Origin of the sequence: Sphingobium fontiphilum (assembly GCF_014196635.1) — a bacterium.
GTDB classification, from domain to species: domain Bacteria; phylum Pseudomonadota; class Alphaproteobacteria; order Sphingomonadales; family Sphingomonadaceae; genus Sphingobium; species Sphingobium fontiphilum.
Genome location: NZ_JACIEB010000005.1, coordinates 1 through 17684 on the forward strand (window position 1 = coordinate 1; position 17684 = coordinate 17684).

A 17684-nucleotide genomic window follows, 5' to 3' on the forward strand; every position below is an offset into this window, starting at 1 on the left:
GCAAGCAGGTCAGGAACGGAATGCTGTCACCTCTCGAGTTCGAACGGCAGCAGATTTTGAAAGCGGAAGGCGTCTAGAAAACTAGGGGCTACTCAGTGTAGCAAAGCGGAACAAACGCCGCACTGGAAGCCTTGAAGGTTTTTTGTCGCCTGGGAGCGATCGTTTGCTTTCGTTTCCAAGCGGTTCAGAGCTCAACCGAGCAAGTGATTGGTTTTGGGATGGGCCATCTTGATGCTGACGGACCGATTATATGGCGCACTGTTTCCGGCCTGCTCATGGACGCACGAATAGCGGGTTTTGGCAACGGCAGCCGTTCGGGCACGGGTTAGGAACGTCTTGAGTTGGTCGGCAGCCGCCGGCTCGGCCAGACGAGCAGAGCCGCCAACAGAGTCGCCATTAGCTGCGCCGAATCTGGTCTTCAGAACCGGCCGTTCATTAAGTATTATTGCATAGTCACTGTATGAGCGTAGACTGGGATGTCTAGCACCAGCCTCGTCGGCTACTTCCTCGGGGAATTCAGCTCGTCGCGTTGCCTATCCTTGACGCGCTACGCGGGCCCACGCGACCCTCCCGCGAAAGCGTTCGTGCTGGGGTCGCGAAGAGACATTCAGGTTCCGGGAGGCCGACACAGATAGCCATGCTTCGCGACCAGGACTACGCTGTCATGACAAAGCCGATTGCTAAATAGTGTTCGTTGCGATTACCAAGCACGAGATGGATCAATTTCGGGCTGCAACACCTTACGCCTGGGCCAAGCTCGATGAAACCGGTGCTCTCCCGTTATCCGATCATGGGGCGGACGTCGGCGCGACGCTGGGTGCCCTGCTAGAACAACCGCACTGGATCGCGCTTCTCGAACATGCGGCGCAGCGCCCGCTTTCGCCGCTCGATCTGGAACGACTGCGTGTGCTGGCCTATCTGCATGATCTTGGAAAAGCCAACCGGGGGTTCTGGGCCCGTCAGTTCGCCGGATCGCCCATTGTGGGACACACTAACGAAACGGGTGCGTTGTTCTTTTCCCGCCTTGCTCGTGAGCCCGCTGTCGTCCCGCTCAATGCGCTGATCGACGATTGGGGGTGCTGGGAGCATTTCGTGGCGGTGATGGCGCACCACGGCACGCCCTTGCGCATCTATACTTCGGAAACGAAAAATCTCGAACCGGGCAATCGGTCCCAAAACTGGCAAGCCGATGCGCATTATGACCCAATGGCGCAGCTAGCTGCGCTTATGGGCGACGTCGGGCAGCGGTTTCCGGCAGCGTTCGGGCCGGGACGGCACCTGCCCGACAATCCCGCCTTCGTCGCGCTGCTGGGTGGGATGGTGACGCTGACCGACTGGCTCGGCTCGGACCCCACCTTGTTCCCCGTTGGCGAGCCGCATCTGGAAATGCGGGAACGCCTGCGCGCGGTCTCGGCACCGGCGGCGATCCACTCACGCGGGCTGGCTCACGAATCAATCGTGGTTCGCAATTTCCACGAAGCATTCGGCTTTGGACCGCGCGGCGCACAAGCGGAGGCGAGCGATCCGGCGCTGGGGCGCATCGCCCTGCTGGAAGCGGAGACAGGTTCCGGCAAGACAGAGGCCGCGATCTGGCGCTGGCTGGCCCTGCGCGAGGCGGGAGCCGTCGACGGCCTCTACTTTGCCTTACCCACCCGCGCGGCGGCGGTACAGTTGCACGGCCGAATCAACGCGGTGCTCGAACGATTGACTGGCGGCGCCGTCAACGCCGTTCTTGCCGTTCCTGGCTATATCCGCTCAGGCAGGGATGAGGCGGACCGTGTGCGCGACGATGAGGAGCGCTTGCTGCCCGGCTTCGATGTCGTCTGGCCGGATGGACAGGCGAACGACGGACGTTGGGCCGCCGAACATCCGAAGCGCTTCCTTGCCGCGCGCGTGGCGGTGGGAACGATCGATCAGGCGCTCATGGCTGGCCTGCAATTGCGCCACGCGCACTTCAGGGCGACGATGCTGGCCCGCAGCCTGCTGGTTGTCGATGAAGTGCACAGTTCCGATCATTTCATGGGCGAGGTGCTGCGCGCGGTCTTGCGCAATCACACCACGCTCGGCGGTCACGCCTTGCTGCTTTCCGCGACGCTCACCGCCGAGATGCGCGCAAGATTGCTCGATCCGTTCGCCCCCGCGCTCGAATTTCCTGCGCTCGATGAAGCAGTGGCGACGCCTTATCCCGCGCTTTCGGGATCCCACGCCCCGCCCCGCCCAGTCGGAAGCGATAAGAGGCGGGAAAAGCCTGTAAAGCTGACGCTGCTCGGCGCGATCGACGATCCCCAAGGAATCGCGGCACGGGCGGTCGAGGCAGCGCGAAAGGGAGCCTCGGTACTGATCGTGCGCAACAGCGTGAATGGCGCTGTCGCGGTCGCGCAAGCTGTGGAAGCGCTGGCTCCCGAACTAGCATTTCGGGCCGGGCACGTCGCCACGCTTCACCACAGCCGCTTCGCCCCCGATGATCGGCGGCTGCTGGATGCGGCAGTGGAAACGGCGTTCGGCAAGGGACGCAGCGCGCAGGGTCGCATCTTGTGCGGCACCCAGACGCTCGAACAAAGCCTCGACATCGACGCTGACTTGCTGCTGACCGACCTTGCCCCGATGGATGTGCTGTTGCAGCGGATTGGCCGCCTGCATCGGCATGACCGGCATGACCGGGGTACGTTCCTGAACGCTGAAGCCATCGTCCTCGCCCCAAAAGAGCGCGATCTTTCCCTATATCTCGGCCGAGTGCGCGATCGACACGGGCTTGGCCCCATGGCCGATGGTGGTGGCGTCTATCCCGACATGCTGGCGATCGAGGCCACATGGCGGCTGATCGAAACCAATTCCGAAATCGCCATCCCAGCAGACAATCGCCGCCTTGTGGAAGAGGCGCTTCATCCGGATCGGGCCGATGCGCTCCAGCAGGAACTGGGTACCGACTGGATGAACCACCTTGCCCAGCAACAGGGTATCGCCATAGCAGACCGACAAACCGCTCAAGCTGCAGCGCTGGACGTGCGGATACCATTCAGTGAGCTAGTCTTCCCCAAGGACATGGCAATCGCGACTAGGCTTGGCGCGCGGGACAGGCTGGCTATGTTCGATTCGCCGGTGCCAGGGCCGTTTGGGACGCAAGTCGAGCGCTTGACCGTACCCGATTGGATGGCTCGGGGCATTTCGACGGAGGCGGTCCCAGAAGTTTTGATATCCGGCGACGTCTTGCGCTTTGCTTGGGATGACGCCAGCTTCATCTATGACCGCTTCGGTTTGCGGCGAAGCACATGATGCGGGCCAGAGCGGAGCCTGCATGCCAGACTCCGCTCTGGCCTTTTCATGATGAGCATGCCATTAGCAACATGGCACAATTCTCCTTTCTCCCTAGGCTGGGAAACGAGGCTGTGTCGCACAGGCGGCGCCGTCAGCGCCCCTCGACTGAGTGGGATCACACTCCCACTCAGTCGAGATATCGAAAGCAACGCGGCAGATCAAGAAGAAAGATCACAACAAAGTCCGACTTCAATAAAAGGTTGTATTGACAATTGACCTCCTTGCGCTACCACTGCTCCGCATTCCACGTCTTTGCGTGGATAGCCCCCTTTTAATTGAAGTCGGCCTTTGGGGGATTAAGGTTCCCCCGCACTCGCGGGGATAGTGATGGTGGAGAAAGCATGCTTCGCTGGATCGGGCCAAGAATGGAGGAACAAGGCGATCTGTTCGCCTTGTTCGCTGCGCTTTCGCGGAGCGAAGTGGAGAGCTTTCCCGCGCTGCGTCCGCATCAGCGGCAGGCATGGCATTCATTTCTGGTGCAATGCGCGGCGATGGCGCTCATCCGAGCGGGGCAAGCCTCCTTGCCAGCCGACCCGGCGGCATGGCGCGCGTTGCTGATCGGCCTGACCCCTGAGTGGCCGGAAGGCGAGGCGTGGGAACTGGTGAGCCAGGACTGGCTGAAGCCCGCCCTGCTCCAGCCCCCGCTCGAAACGGCTGAAGATCGCAAGGATTTCAAGACGACCATCGAAACCGCCGATGAACTCGACATGCTCGTCACCTCGCGCAACCACGATGTGAAGGCGGCGCGGATCAGCGCCGGGCGCGATGACGACTGGCTGTTCGCGCTGGTCACTTTGCAAACGATGGAGGGCTTTCTCGGCGCGGGCAATTACGGCATTTCGCGCATGAACGGAGGCTTTGCCAACAGGATGGCCTTGGGCATCCAACCTGCGGGCAACCTCTCCGCCGCTTTCGCACGCGATGTGAAGAGGCTGGTCGAGGTTGCGGCAAGCAACGCCCGGTCGGGCAAGGGAATCGCCGTGCTCTGGGCCATGCCGTGGGACGGGACGCGACAGTTGTCATTTGCGCAGCTCGATCCCCTGTACGTCGATATCTGCCGCCGGGTGCGCCTGAAACGCGACGCGGACGGCGCGCTTTGCGCGATGACGGCGGGTTCGAAAGTAACGCGCGTGGCAGCGGCGGGGCTGAACGGCAATACCGGCGATCCGTGGGCGCCGATCCGCTTGTCGGACAACGCCAGCATCTCTGCTTCGCCTGGCACATTCGGCTACCGCAAATTCACGGAATTGCTCGACCGGGCAAAAACCGGACGGCCCTTGCTCTCCCTCCCCACTGAAAGCGACGCTGCCGAAGGGCTGGCCATCTTTGCCACCGCTCTGGTGCGCGGACAGGGCAAGACCGAGGGCCTTCATCGCCGCGTTATCCCGGTTTCCCGGTCCCGAAAGGGAGGGCGTCTTGGCGATGCGTTTCTCGACCGCATGGGGCAGGTGGCCCAGGTTCGTGCGGTCGAAGCGGGAGAAGTCCGCAAGCGGCTGCGGATGGCGACAATGTCGCTGATGCAGGGTGGTCCGACATCGCTGAGGCTGGACGACGATTCCAGTGCGCGCAAGTGCGAGACGTGGCTGCAATCCTTTGAGCTTGGCGTTGATCGCGTCTTTTTCGATCCGGCTTTCTGGGACGAATTCGAAGAGGCGGAAGGCAATCACCGTCTTGTCTGGCGCACCATGCTGACTGGTCTTGCCAACGACGTTTTCGAACAGGCCGCCGAAGCCGCGCCGCGCACCGACGTTCGCCGGGTCCGCGCCCAAGCGATTGCTCGCAACATGCTGGACGCCACACTGGCGGCCTATATCAGGGAGGTTCGCTGATGGACGTTGACGGCCACGAAGGCGGCGCCACGCCAAAAGACCCCGTCGCATCCATCGGCGGCCAGCTGCCGCACCTTTCCACCGGCAACCGTGCCGCGTTGCGCCGCATATTCCTGACCAGATCCGCCGACGCGGACGGTGTAGTCATGGGTCTGCTCAGCGCGGCTGAGGTCCCCGAGGCCGAATGGCGCGGGCCCGCATCGTTGAAGCGATGGCGGCTGATCGCGCATGTCGCAGCAACCTTGTCGGGCACGGCGGGCGTGAATCCCCATTCGCCCATGCGTCCGCTGGGGCAAGCGCTCCAAGCCGCCGGTTTCTCCGAAAACCGGCTGATGCGGCTTACCACCGCCCGTGGCCCTGCGCTCATCGATCAAATCGTTCACGCCGCGCGGTATCTGGCGCAGGCCGGGCAAGTGCAGATCGATCTGCGCACCGTCCGCGCGCTTGTCAGTGACCGCGCGGATATTGCCGAGGATGCGCGCCTGCGCATCGCTCGCGACTACTATTCGGCTGCCTACAAAGCCAAGGAGAAGCCATGACACCGCGGTTCTTACAGATCCACTTCCTCAGCGCATGGCCGGGCGCACTGCTCAACCGTGACGATGCGGGGCTCGCCAAGCGCCTGCCGTTCGGCCCGGCAACCCGCACGCGAATTTCCTCGCAGTGCCTCAAGCGGCACTGGCGCATGGCTGACGATCCGCGAGGGCTTCACGCGCTAGCGATGGAAAACGGCGTCGCAGGCGAACGCAGCAAAGTCGCCATCGAGCGGCTGGTCACAGGGCCACTGCGCGACAAGTTCGCGACCGATCTTGTCGATGCGGTAGAGGCTGAATTCATCGCGAAATACTACGGCAAGAAGGCGATCGACCCCAAGCAGCGGCAGGCGCTGCTGTTTGGGCAGCCGGAAGTGTCATTCCTGCGTGACGAAGCCGAAAGAATACTGGCCGAAAGCACGACCGCAAAGGAAGCCGCCGCCGCCGCGCAGGCCTTTGCGAAGGAGCAGCGGGCCAATCTTTCCGCGCTCGGCGATCAAGTCGCGCTGGCGCCGGGGCTTGAGGCCGCCCTGTTCGGTCGGATGATGACGTCCGATGTGCGCGCCAACACCGATGCGGCCATTCACGTCGCCCACGCCTTCACCGTCCACGACGAACAGCCCGAACTTGATTACTTCACCGTGGTTGACGATTTGCGGAGCCGCGAGGACGATGGTGATTCCGGCGCCGCCGGCGTGTTCGACACCGAACTCACCTCCGGGCTTTATTACGGCTACGTCGTAGTCGACGTGCCGCAGCTGGTTTCCAACCTGACTGGCTGCCACCGCAAGCATTGGGACAGCGAAGAAGACCGCGAATTGGCCGCCCGCGTGGTCGAGAACCTCGTTTGGCTGATCGCGGAAATTTCGCCGGGAGCCAAGAAGGGCTCAACCGCGCCATACAGCCGCGCCGAATTCATCCTGATCGAGGCTGGAGAACGTCAACCGCGCACACTGGCCAACGCCTTCCGAGAGCCGGTGTCACTGGCGTCGCACCACAACGAAAGCCTGGGACGTCGCAGCGCCGATGCGCTTGCCCGCCACCTTGCCGATCTCGATGAAACATACGCCACGGGCGAGGTGCGCAGGCAGATGGCGTTGCCCGACATGGCCTTGGGTGGGGTCGAGCGCCAGCCTCTCGCTGCCATCGCAAGCTGGGCCGGCGGACTGGTGCGGGATGCCCGCTGCTGATGTCCGCACATCTCGTCCTGCGACTTGAAGCGCCGCTGATGAGCTTTGGCGGCGACATGGTCGATGCCTTCGGCGTCGTGCGCGATTTTCCGTCGCGATCCATGATCACCGGCCTTATCGCCAATGCGCTGGGCTGGGACCGTGCGGAGGCGGATCGACATGAGGCGCTGCAGGCGCGCCTCGTCATGGGATCGGTCCGCCTTCGCGAAGGGCGCCGGGTGCGGGATTTTCAGACTGCGCAACTCGGGGCTGCGGACAAGGGCTGGACAACTCGGGGCAGGCCCGAAGGACGGTCAGGCGGGGCGGGAACTTACAACTCGCCTCACATCCGCTATCGCGATGCCGATGCCGATGCACTGGTTCTTGTCGTCCTCCGCCTCGGTCCGGCAGACGGCGCGCCCGATTTGGGCACCGTTGCTGCGGCGCTGAACATGCCGGAACGACCTCTTTTCATCGGCCGTAAGCCGTTCCTGCCATCCACCCCCGTCGTTGCCGGACACGTCGAGGCCGAAACCGTGCTAGATGCCTTGCGCGCCGTGGTCGCGCGCTTCGCCCCCGCTCCGACCGGAAGCTACGCTGCGCAGTGGCCCATCGGCGAAGGCAACGCGGAGCAGGCGCGGATCGAGGAGTTGACCGACGGGCGCAGCTGGCCTTCGGGCGTCCATGCCGGTCTGCGCCGCACGATGAATGCCCGGATCAGCGGAGAAGTCGCATGAGCGGGCTGCACCTCGTCCGCATCGCGCTCGATCGCCCGGCGCTGATGGCTTTCGCCGTCGCCCGCCACCGGTCCGACGATGATTTGGGATACGCGCTACACCTGGCGTTGCGGCTGCGCTTTGGCGATGCCGCGCCGCAGCCGTTTCGCCTGGAAGAGCCGCCGGGGCGCGCGCCGTTCTTGATCGGCTATACTGCAAACGGTGTTGCGCTTAACGCAGCCCACGCGCTCCCGCCGGTGGATGCAGCGTTGGAGGCGATCTTTCCCTCGGCTCCCGAATGCCGCCCGATGCCCGAATTGTGGCAGCCGGGCGCACGGTTCCGCTTCAAGGTCCGCGTCCGGCCGGTGGTGCGTTACGGCACCCGCATCCGCGCGGAGCGTGCGAGATCGACGACGGCTCTATTGCCGAAAGCGGGAGAGGTGGATGCCTTCGTTGCTGCCTGTAGCAAAGCCGACCCCAGCACACCGCTCGACCGCAAAACAGTCTATCGCGACTGGCTGAAGCGTCGCTTTTCGCCCGCAGCCCTCCTGGAAGACGCGCGGATTGAGCGGATGCAGCGGGTCCGCACCCGCCGATCGCGCCACGACGGGAACGGTACGCGCCTCACGGAATCTTATGAAGTTGTCTTTGTCGGCACACTGGAAGTTGCCGATCCCGGAAGGTTCGCCGATCTTCTTGCGCGCGGCGTCGGCCGACATGGCGCATTCGGCTTCGGAATGCTGACGCTTGCCCCGCCAGGCCCCCAAAGCGTAGTGAAAGCGGGCTGATGCTGCACGGCCGTCTCGGTCTGGAAAAGGCGCGAATTCCGCACGCCGACCGGCACGGCCTTGTCTGGCTAGATCGCGGGCGTCTGGAAGTGGAAGACGGGTGCCTGCGCTTCGTGACTGCGGGTGGCGGCGATCTTGCGCCCGGCGACTACCAGATACCGCATCAGTCCATCTCCATTGTACTGCTCGGCCCCGGATCCAGTGTGACCCACGATGCCTTGCGGCTTCTCGCACGTCATGGCTGCGCGCTTGCGGCGATCGGCACGGGGGCGGTGAGGTTCTACACGGCGCCCCCGCTGATGCCAGACACTTCTGCCATCGCCCGCAACCAGGTGCGCCTGTGGAGCAGCCCACAAAAGCGCATGGACGTGGCGCGCGCAATGTACGCGCTGCGTTTCGGCGAAATCGTGCGCACGCGCGACATCGAAGTGTTGCGCGGGCAGGAAGGCGCACGCATCAAGCGTGCCTATGTTCTGGCCGCCGAACGCCATGGCATCCGCTGGTCCGGCCGCAATTATGATCGCGCCAGCCCGGAAGCGGGCGACCTTGCCAATCAGGCCATCAACCACGCCGGCTCAGCCATGACCGCCGCCGCCAGCGTGGCGGTGGCGTCGGTGGGCGCCATCCCGCAGCTGGGCTTCGTGCATGAGGATAGCGGCCAGTCATTCGTGCTGGACATCGCCGACCTCTATCGACACGATGTGCTACTCGATATCGCATTCGGCGCGGTGAAAACCGCGAAAGGCGAGCCGATAGAGCGCGTCGTGCGTCGCCACGCGGCACAGTTGTTCCGTCAGCGGGAAGTCATTTCCGGCATGATCGACAGGATCAAGCAGCTGCTCGCGCCTGACGCTCAGGCCGATTGACGGTCCGATCGAAAGCCATGCCCCTTGTCGTCGTCATTACCCGCGATGTCGAAAGCCGGTACAGGGGCTTTCTCGGCTCGGCTATGCTGGAACTGGCCCCCGGAGTATATGCGCAACCGCGCATGTCGGCAGGCGTGCGCACGCGCATTGCGGACGTCCTGTCCGACTGGCACGGCCGCCTGCAACGCGGCAGTATCGTGATGTGCTGGGCCGAACCGAAAGCGCACGGCGGTCTCGGCCTGCAAACTTGGGGAACCCCGCCCCGGGACATCGTGACACACGATGCCATGCTGTTGGTGCGCCGCGCTTGCCAAAGCCCGAGAAACGGTGAAGATGCGAGGCAAACCGATCTTTCCAAGTGTTAATAATGCGTTAGAATGCAGAGGTTCCCCCGCACCCGCGGGGATAGTCCCAGGACGAAGGTTTCGCTGTCCTCGCCCACGGTGGTTCCCCCGCACCCGCGGGGATAGTCCCACCATAAGCCGGTCTATCTCACCGCGTTCCACGGTTCCCCCGCACCCGCGGGGATAGTCCCTCGATGGCTGATTTCTCCTGCCGGAAAACGCCGGTTCCCCCGCACCCGCGGGGATAGTCCCCAGTCAGGCATCGGGCGTTCCTTCGGTCGGTAGGTTCCCCCGCACCCGCGGGGATAGTCCCATAAGGGCATGTCATATGTGCCCGAACATCACGGTTCCCCCGCACCCGCGGGGATAGTCCCCGCTTCACGCTCAGCATCACTGTCTAAGGAGCGGTTCCCCCGCACCCGCGGGGATAGTCCCGCCATCGGCACGGGGATCAGCGCGGCAAGCACGGTTCCCCCGCACCCGCGGGGATAGTCCCGCCCTGACCGTCGCTGGCGCGTTGATTTTGGAGGTTCCCCCGCACCCGCGGGGATAGTCCCAACGGCGTCGTCGCTGTCGATCATCGCGCCTAGGTTCCCCCGCACCCGCGGGGATAGTCCCCTGCCCGAACGATTCTTCGGCGGTGACCGGCAGGTTCCCCCGCACCCGCGGGGATAGTCCCGCCCGATCAGGCGGCGCAGCTCGCCGCATACGGGTTCCCCCGCACCCGCGGGGATAGTCCCGCCCTCACTGATTTGAACGGCGCACCATAGACGGTTCCCCCGCACCCGCGGGGATAGTCCCTGGAAGGATGGCGGCGCGCGCCCCAGGGCCATGGTTCCCCCGCACCCGCGGGGATAGTCCCTTGCGCAATTGGCTTTTGGAAAGCCATTCGCAGGTTCCCCCGCACCCGCGGGGATAGTCCCCACCTCGACCGTATTCTGTTCCTCGTTGAAGGGTTCCCCCGCACCCGCGGGGATAGTCCCCCCCGAAGCCCGCGCGCTGCTGACCGATTGCGGGTTCCCCCGCACCCGCGGGGATAGTCCCGCCAAGGCGCGCGATTTCCGCAGCCAGACCGAGGTTCCCCCGCACCCGCGGGGATAGTCCCGATATTCGCAATGAGCTTGATGTTGTGGATGAGGTTCCCCCGCACCCGCGGGGATAGTCCCTGCGGCCATGGCTCGATGACAAGGAAGTGCAGGGTTCCCCCGCACCCGCGGGGATAGTCCCTCATCCGTATCGGCGTGATCGCCTCGGTCGATGGTTCCCCCGCACCCGCGGGGATAGTCCCCCAACCCGCTGTTCGATGATGATCTGGGCTTTGGTTCCCCCGCACCCGCGGGGATAGTCCGCATTCCAGCATCGCCCAGTAGCGATAATGGACGGTTCCCCCGCACCCGCGGGGATAGTCCCTGGGATCCAGAAAGCATCTGCGGAACACTGGGGGTTCCCCCGCACCCGCGGGGATAGTCCCTGATCAGCAAGGGGCTGGCCGAACGGGGCATCGGTTCCCCCGCACCCGCGGGGATAGTCCCCAATGCTGGATCGTCGCGGCGTCTGGCGTTGTGGTTCCCCCGCACCCGCGGGGATAGTCCCAAGGCCACGCTCTACGCCGCGCATTTCCTCGGGGTTCCCCCGCACCCGCGGGGATAGTCCCCTGTTTGTTGATGGCGTCGCCCTGTTCGACCCGGTTCCCCCGCACCCGCGGGGATAGTCCCTATGCCCAGGCGCAGGCGCAGGCCGCTGCTGAGGTTCCCCCGCACCCGCGGGGATAGTCCCCCGATCGTCGAACTCATCAACACGATCGAATTGGTTCCCCCGCACCCGCGGGGATAGTCCCTCGCGCTGGGCTTCCTCACGCGGCGACAGAACGGTTCCCCCGCACCCGCGGGGATAGTCCCAACTTATCCACTGACCGACAGCGACGTGGCCGGGTTCCCCCGCACCCGCGGGGATAGTCCCGCTTGCCAGACCGGCCGTGGCTTCTCCAGTTCGGTTCCCCCGCACCCGCGGGGATAGTCCCCCCATGCCGGGCCGCGTCAGCGTGTCCGAAGGGGTTCCCCCGCACCCGCGGGGATAGTCCCCTGGGTGCCATGGCGTCAGTCGCGGCGGCGACGGTTCCCCCGCACCCGCGGGGATAGTCCCAAGCAGGCGGAAATCAACATCCAGCCCGGCGAGGTTCCCCCGCACCCGCGGGGATAGTCCCTTGACCTTGTCGCGGAAGATGTTCTCAGCGGAGGTTCCCCCGCACCCGCGGGGATAGTCCCATCGCGGGCCAGATCGATCACGACTGGAACGAGGTTCCCCCGCACCCGCGGAGATAGTCCCAATACGCTGACCGACTGGAGCGGCGGCCTCACGGTTCCCCCGCACCCGCGGGGATAGTCCCATGGCCGCCACTTTCGGCCCCATGTTGACGCCGGTTCCCCCGCACCCGCGGGGATAGTCCCATGGTCAGGTGCGCTTGAACCAGCGCGAGAGGGGTTCCCCCGCACCCGCGGGGATAGTCCTTTCGTCCGCGCGATTGCCGACGCGGCCGAAGCGGTTCCCCCGCACCCGCGGGGATAGTCCCAAGGCCACGCTCTACGCCGCGCATTTCCTCGGGGTTCCCCCGCACCCGCGGGGATAGTCCCAGGTGATCGCATACAAAGCCCATCTGGCAGCTCGTGCCCTCGCGAGCCAGTAAATGAAGCGGTGAGAGGGCCAGGCAGCGATCGCGGCGCATGAATCGACTAGGGATCTTTACTTCCCAGCCCCCTGACTTACCAGCCGAGGTGATTGCCAGGTGATTGCTACAGAATGACCTCAGCACCGCGGAGAGGTGCTCCGACATTCGTTAAGTCATTGATATCGTTTCTGGAGCGGGTAGCGGGGATCGAACCCGCATCACAAGCTTGGAAGGCTAGTGCTCTACCATTGAGCTATACCCGCGCGCCGATGGAGGAATTGCGCCCTGCCACGACAGGGCCGGGGCCGTCAACCGGGGAAATGCGAAGGCCGCCGCGCGGGCGGGCTTACTGGCCGAAGCCGCCCTCGCGCGCGATGGCGACGGCTTCGCGCGCGGCGGCGAGAAGCGCTCCGCTTTTCGCCTCGCATTCGCGCTGTTCATAGGCGGGGTCGCTGTCGGCGACGATGCCCGCGCCCGCCTGAACATGCATGACGCCATCCTTCAGCACGGCGGTGCGCAGCACGATGCAGCTGTCCATATTGCCGTCAGGCCCGAAATAGCCGACCCCGCCGGCATAGGCGCCGCGCGTTTCGGGTTCGAGTTCCGCGATGATTTCGCACGCGCGCACTTTCGGTGCGCCCGACACGGTGCCAGCCGGGAAGCCCGCGAACAGGGCGTCGAGCGCATCCTTGCCCGGCGCAAGGTCGCCCACCACGTTCGACACGATGTGCATGACATGGCTGTAGAATTCGACGGTGTAGCTGTCGGTCACGGTGACGCTGCCCGCGCTCGCCACCCGGCCGACATCGTTGCGGCCCAGGTCGAGCAGCATCAGATGTTCGGCCCGCTCCTTGGGATCGGCGAGCAGGCTTTCGCGGTTGGCGGCGTCCTCCACCGCTGTCTTGCCGCGCGGGCGGGTGCCGGCGATCGGCCGGATGGTGACCTCGCCATCGCGGGCCCGCACCAGGATCTCGGGGCTGGAGCCGATGAGCGAGAAACCGGGCAAGTCGAGATAATAGAGGAAGGGCGAGGGATTGATCCGCCGCAGCGCGCGATAAAGCGCGATGGGCGGCAGGGTGAAGGGGCTGGTGAAACGCTGCGCCAGCACGACCTGAAAAATGTCGCCCGCGACGATATAGTCCTTGGCCCGGCCGACCATGGCGGCATAGCGGCCGGGTTCCAGCACCGGCGTCACCGCGACATCGGCAATGTCGACGGGCGCATCGGCGCCGGGAATCGGCGCGGCGAGGCGCGCGGCGACGGCGTCGATCCGCTCCAGCGCGCCTTCGATCGCCTTATCGGCGTCGGTAAAGCCGCCCTTCCACACCGGCGCGACGAGGAACAGCGCATCGGCCAGCCGGTCGAACACCAGGATGACCGTGGGCCGCACGAACAGCATGTCGGGCAGGCCGATGGGATTGGGCGCGGGGCGCGGCAGCTTTTCGACCAGGCCCACCGTCTCATAACCGAAATAGCCGACGAGGCAGGCGAGCGCAGGCGGCAGCGCCGGGTCCATCTCCGCCCGGCATTCAGCGACCAGCGCGCGCAGCGCGGACAGGGCGTCGCCATCCTGCTGCACAAAGGCGTCGCGGTCCGTGGCCCATAAGCGGTTGATGCTGGCGCGCGCGCCATCGGCGAGGAAAACGAGGTCGGGCGCGAGGCCGATGAGGCTGTACCGGCCGCGCACAGCCCCGCCCTCCACCGATTCGAGCAGATAATCGCCCCGGTCGGGCTGAAACAGCTTGAGCGCCGCCGAAATGGGCGTGTCGGTGTCGGCGATCTGGCGCCGCCACACCAGCGCCGACCGGCCAGCGGCCAGCGCCGCGCGCGCGCCATCCAGCATGTCCCCCCCGGCCGTCATGCTCATTCCCCGACGGCGTTGGCGGACAGCGCCTTTTGCGCACGGGCCACGGCCCCGGCGTCGCGCGTCGTGCCGACATGGGCGGCGACGGCGCGCTGGAACTGGCGGCCATATTCCTCGCCGGTCACGGGCGCGAGCTGCTCGCGCACCTGGTCGACGAGGGCGGGCTGCGCGCCCGCGTCGCCCGCCTTCACCCCATCGAGGCGGATGACGAAATAGCCGCGATCCTGACCCATGGGCAGGGTTTTCACCGATCCCGTCGCCATGGAGAACATCATGGCGAGCGGCGGCGGCAATTGCCGTTGCCCCTGCATCAGTTCGGCGCGGCGGCCGCCTACTGTCTGCGGCGTGGGCAGTTTCACCTTGGCCTGCGCGACGGCGTCGGCGAGCTTTGCGCCCTTGGCCACCTTCGCGCGGATCTGTTCGGCCAGCGCCTTCGCCTTCTGATTGCCCTGGTTGAGCTTATACTGGGCGACGATGGCGGGCTTCACCTTAGCGAGAGGCGGCGGCGCGGCGGCGATGATGTCGCCGGGCGCAGCCAGCGCAAAACGCTTGTCGGGGACGATGGGGATCATCTGCGCATCGTCGTCCGCGCCCATGGCGAAGACCGGCTGCAACAGCGGCTTCACATCGTCGGGCAGGACATAGGCAGAATCGTCGACATTCTGGCCAGTGGCGATGATCGGCGCGGTCGTTTCCAGCTTCAGGCCGTTATCCTTCACCACTTCCTCGAAGGTGCCGCCCTCGGCGATCTGGTCCTCGATCTTGCCGGTGAAGTCGGCGAGCAGCGCCTTTTCCTTCTGCTCCTTGAGCGCGGCGGTGATTTCGGGCGTCACCTGCGCCAGCGTGCGTGCGGGAATGGTGTTGATGGCAACGACCTTCACCAGTACCCAGCCGAGCGACCCGCGCACCGGCCCGGCGAGCGCGCCCGGCGCCGCGCCGAACGCGGCCGAGGCGACCGCTTCGGACGATTGGGCCGCGAGCGCGGCGCGGCTCTGGTCCTTGATCGTCGCGACGGCAAGGCCAGCGCCCTTCGCCGCGTCGGCCAGCGACTTACCGCCCTTCACCTGATCGGCGATGGCCTTGGCCCCGGCCTGCGTCGGCAGCACCAGTTGTTCGATGGTGCGGGTCTCGCTGGCGGCGTAGCGCGCCTTGTTCTGGTTATAATAGGCCGCGATTTCCGCCGCCGTGGGGGCCGCCGCTTGCGCGAAGCGGGCAAGGTCGATGACGGCGTAGCGGATGCGGCGCTGTTCGGGGACGGTGAACCGGTCGGCGTTCGCCTTGTAATAATCTGCGAGCTGCGCGTCGGTAGGATCTTGGATGTCGGTGAAGGCGGCCGCGGGAATGGCCGCGATCGTGCCCTGGCGCGCTTCGAGCAGCAGCGAGGCATAGGGCAGCACCAGCGAATCGGGCAGCTTGGGCCCCAGCGTCGCGGGCAGCACCATCTGCCGCGCCAGCAACACGCGGGTGATGTCGTCGCGCAGCGATTGTTCGCTGAACCGCTCCCGCGCCAGCCATGACCGGAACGTCTGTTCGTTGAAATTGCCCGATGCGTCCTGGAAAGCCGGAATCCGCGCGATTTCCGCGTCGACCAGCCGCTTGGAGATATGCACGCCTTCATCCCCGGCGAATTCGCCCAGCGCCAGCGCCGACACCAGCTCGTCGAACACCGCCGCGGCCCCGCCCTGTTCGAAGAAAGCGGCGCTGGTCAGCCCCGGATTGTCGCGACGAGTCGATTCAAAGGCGCGCTGGATGCGCGATTCCAGTTCGGCCTGGCTGAGCTTCGCGCCGCCCGCCTTCGCCGCCGAAGCGCCGCCGCCGCCCAGGGCGCTGAGCCCCCCGCTGCCCGTCACATCGCCCAGCACGAAAGCGAGCGCGATCAGGCCCAGGAACAGCAGGGCGAAGGCCGCGCCGAATTTGGATTGGACGAAACGACGAAAGGCAGGAAGCATGGCGTATCCCGAAAAACAGGCTTTATGCGTTGGACCCTTTAGGGGCCAAGGGGGCTGGCGGCAAGTGCGACCACCCCCGGAGAGCCCGGCAGCCGCCGTCACGCGCCCCATCCCCTCGCCGGTCTGGACAAATGCGCCTCGCCCGTCCATCGGCTGCATGACATCCACATGACGACAGGGGCAGCGACGGGACGATGAGCAGGCGCAAGCTGGTAGTGGGCAACTGGAAGATGAACGGGCTGCGCGCGCAATTGCCGCAGGTGGAAGCGATCGGCGCGCTGGCCGCCGCGCATCCGGCGGCCGAGGTTGGCCTGTGCCTGCCCGCGACACTGATCGCCGCCGCCGATGCGGTCAAGGGCGCGGCCTTTGTCGGCGCGCAGGATTGCCACATGAAGGACAGCGGCGCCCATACCGGATGCCTGTCCGCCGCGATGCTGGCGGAGGCGGGCGCGACATGGACCATCGTGGGCCACAGCGAACGGCGGCAGGACCAGGGCGAAAGCGACGCCGACATCGCGGCCAAGGCGCTGGCGGCGAAGGCGGCGGGCCTGAAAGTCATCCTGTGCGTGGGCGAAAGCCTGGACGTGCGCGATTCGGGCGACGCGGAAGCGGTCGTATCGGCGCAATTGCTGGCGTCGTTGCCGGAGGGCGCGGCGGCCGACTGGCTGGCCATCGCCTATGAACCGATCTGGGCGATCGGCACCGGCCGCATCCCGACCATGGACGCCGTGGCGGCGATGCACGCCGCCCTGCGCGGCGCGCTCGCCAGTCGCATCGGCGCGGAAGCCGACGGCATGCGCATCCTCTATGGCGGGTCGATGAACGGCGACAATGCCGCCGACCTCATGGCCATTGCCGACGTCGACGGCGGGCTCGTGGGCGGCGCGAGCCTGTCCGCCGACAAGTTCGCGCCGGTGATTGCCGCGGCGGGGTAGTGGGGGCCTTTGCAAGCGGGATGAAAATAAGGGGCGGTTTCAAACAGCAAGAGACATTTGCCTCTTTGTCATGCTGGACTTGGCTCAGCATCCTTCGCGCCTCCGGAGACGGCTGTTGATGGGGAGAAATGGACCCTGAAACAGGTTCAGGGTGACGAAGGCGGAAGGTGACTTCAACCCACCCGAAGCGGACTTGCGCGCTGTCGAGGGGGCGCCACCGGAATCCCACAGGTTGCCCCCGCGCGGCTTCGTCGCTATGTGCGCGCGCAGGTCTTTATTCCAAAATAGTCTGGACAGTCGCAGCCCATGTTCACCTTCCTCCTTGTCGTGCAGGCCATTATCGCCGCCTGTCTCGTGACCGTCATCCTGATGCAGCGGTCGGAAGGCGGCGGCCTGGGCATGGGCGGCAGCCCGTCGGGCTTCATGTCGGCGCGCGGCGCGGCGGATTTCCTGACGCGCTCGACCACGGTGCTGGCGACCGTCTTCGTCCTGCTGTCGATCGCGCTGGCGGTGATCGCTTCGGTGCGCCATGCGCCCGGCAGCATCGACACGTCGCTGGTGAAGCAGGCGACGCCCGCGACATCCGGCCCCGTCCCCGCCGGCGACGATCCGCTGGCCGGTGCGGCGCAGGCCGTCGGCAACGGCGCGGCCAGCAACGGCGCGGTCCCGCTCGCCAACTGATTTTATCGTCAATTCATCTTTTTTTGAGCG

12 protein-coding genes, 1 tRNA gene and 1 CRISPR repeat array are annotated in these 17684 nt (G+C 65.6%); of the genes, 10 read left to right on the forward strand and 3 right to left on the reverse strand.

All coding sequences use genetic code 11. The annotated features are described in order from the left end of the window. Window positions 1–687: 687 nt before the first annotated feature. The 8 genes from cas3 to cas2e all read left to right on the forward strand — a co-directional run bounded on the left by cas3 (window position 688) and on the right by cas2e (window position 9581). On the forward strand, window positions 688–3273 hold the full coding sequence (gene cas3, locus GGR44_RS10890) for a CRISPR-associated helicase Cas3' (protein WP_183955633.1): 2586 nt from the start codon (window positions 688–690) through the stop codon (window positions 3271–3273). Between the two features lie 383 nt (window positions 3274–3656). Continuing rightward, a complete protein-coding gene (locus tag GGR44_RS10895; RefSeq protein WP_183955634.1) occupies window positions 3657–5144 on the forward strand; it encodes a type I-E CRISPR-associated protein Cse1/CasA in 1488 nt (495 codons plus the stop codon). Next, a complete protein-coding gene (gene casB / locus GGR44_RS10900) occupies window positions 5144–5683 on the forward strand; it encodes a type I-E CRISPR-associated protein Cse2/CasB (RefSeq protein ID WP_183955635.1) in 540 nt (179 codons plus the stop codon). The genes GGR44_RS10895 and casB overlap by 1 nt, the downstream gene beginning before the upstream one ends. Then, window positions 5680–6867, forward strand: coding sequence for a type I-E CRISPR-associated protein Cas7/Cse4/CasC (gene cas7e / locus GGR44_RS10905; protein WP_183955636.1), 1188 nt, complete (start codon window positions 5680–5682; stop codon window positions 6865–6867). Before casB ends, cas7e begins: the two co-directional genes overlap by 4 nt. Further along, a complete protein-coding gene (gene cas5e, locus GGR44_RS10910; protein WP_183955637.1) occupies window positions 6867–7583 on the forward strand; it encodes a type I-E CRISPR-associated protein Cas5/CasD in 717 nt (238 codons plus the stop codon). The genes cas7e and cas5e overlap by 1 nt, the downstream gene beginning before the upstream one ends. Continuing rightward, window positions 7580–8350, forward strand: coding sequence for a type I-E CRISPR-associated protein Cas6/Cse3/CasE (locus GGR44_RS10915; RefSeq protein WP_183955638.1), 771 nt, complete (start codon window positions 7580–7582; stop codon window positions 8348–8350). Before cas5e ends, GGR44_RS10915 begins: the two co-directional genes overlap by 4 nt. After that, window positions 8350–9216: a type I-E CRISPR-associated endonuclease Cas1e gene (gene cas1e / locus GGR44_RS10920; RefSeq protein ID WP_183955639.1), complete on the forward strand. Its 867-nt coding sequence runs from the start codon at window positions 8350–8352 to the stop codon at window positions 9214–9216. The genes GGR44_RS10915 and cas1e overlap by 1 nt, the downstream gene beginning before the upstream one ends. Before the next feature lie 17 nt (window positions 9217–9233). Further along, entirely contained in the window at window positions 9234–9581 is a 348-nt protein-coding gene (gene cas2e, locus GGR44_RS10925; RefSeq protein ID WP_183955640.1) for a type I-E CRISPR-associated endoribonuclease Cas2e, read from the forward strand. A gap of 19 nt (window positions 9582–9600) precedes the next feature. Continuing rightward, window positions 9601–12190: direct repeats of the CRISPR family, unit length 29 nt; unit sequence GGTTCCCCCGCACCCGCGGGGATAGTCCC. A 224-nt stretch (window positions 12191–12414) separates the two neighbouring features. Here cas2e and GGR44_RS10930 read toward each other — a convergent pair. From GGR44_RS10930 to GGR44_RS10940, 3 genes are all read right to left on the reverse strand, one after another. Further along, a tRNA-Gly gene (locus tag GGR44_RS10930) sits at window positions 12415–12488 on the reverse strand. Window positions 12489–12571: 83 nt separating this feature from the next. Continuing rightward, on the reverse strand, window positions 12572–14086 hold the full coding sequence (gene trpE, locus GGR44_RS10935) for an anthranilate synthase component I (RefSeq protein WP_425511315.1): 1515 nt from the start codon (window positions 14084–14086) through the stop codon (window positions 12572–12574). Window positions 14087–14088: 2 nt separating this feature from the next. After that, on the reverse strand, window positions 14089–16038 hold the full coding sequence (locus GGR44_RS10940; protein ID WP_183955642.1) for a peptidylprolyl isomerase: 1950 nt from the start codon (window positions 16036–16038) through the stop codon (window positions 14089–14091). A 194-nt stretch (window positions 16039–16232) separates the two neighbouring features. On the opposite strand from GGR44_RS10940, the gene tpiA reads away from it, so the two are divergent. Further along, complete coding sequence (tpiA, locus tag GGR44_RS10945) at window positions 16233–16973, forward strand: triose-phosphate isomerase (RefSeq protein WP_183955643.1); 741 nt, start codon at window positions 16233–16235, stop codon at window positions 16971–16973. A gap of 306 nt (window positions 16974–17279) precedes the next feature. After that, on the forward strand, window positions 17280–17654 hold the full coding sequence (gene secG, locus GGR44_RS10950) for a preprotein translocase subunit SecG (protein ID WP_183955644.1): 375 nt from the start codon (window positions 17280–17282) through the stop codon (window positions 17652–17654). Window positions 17655–17684: the final 30 nt, after the last annotated feature.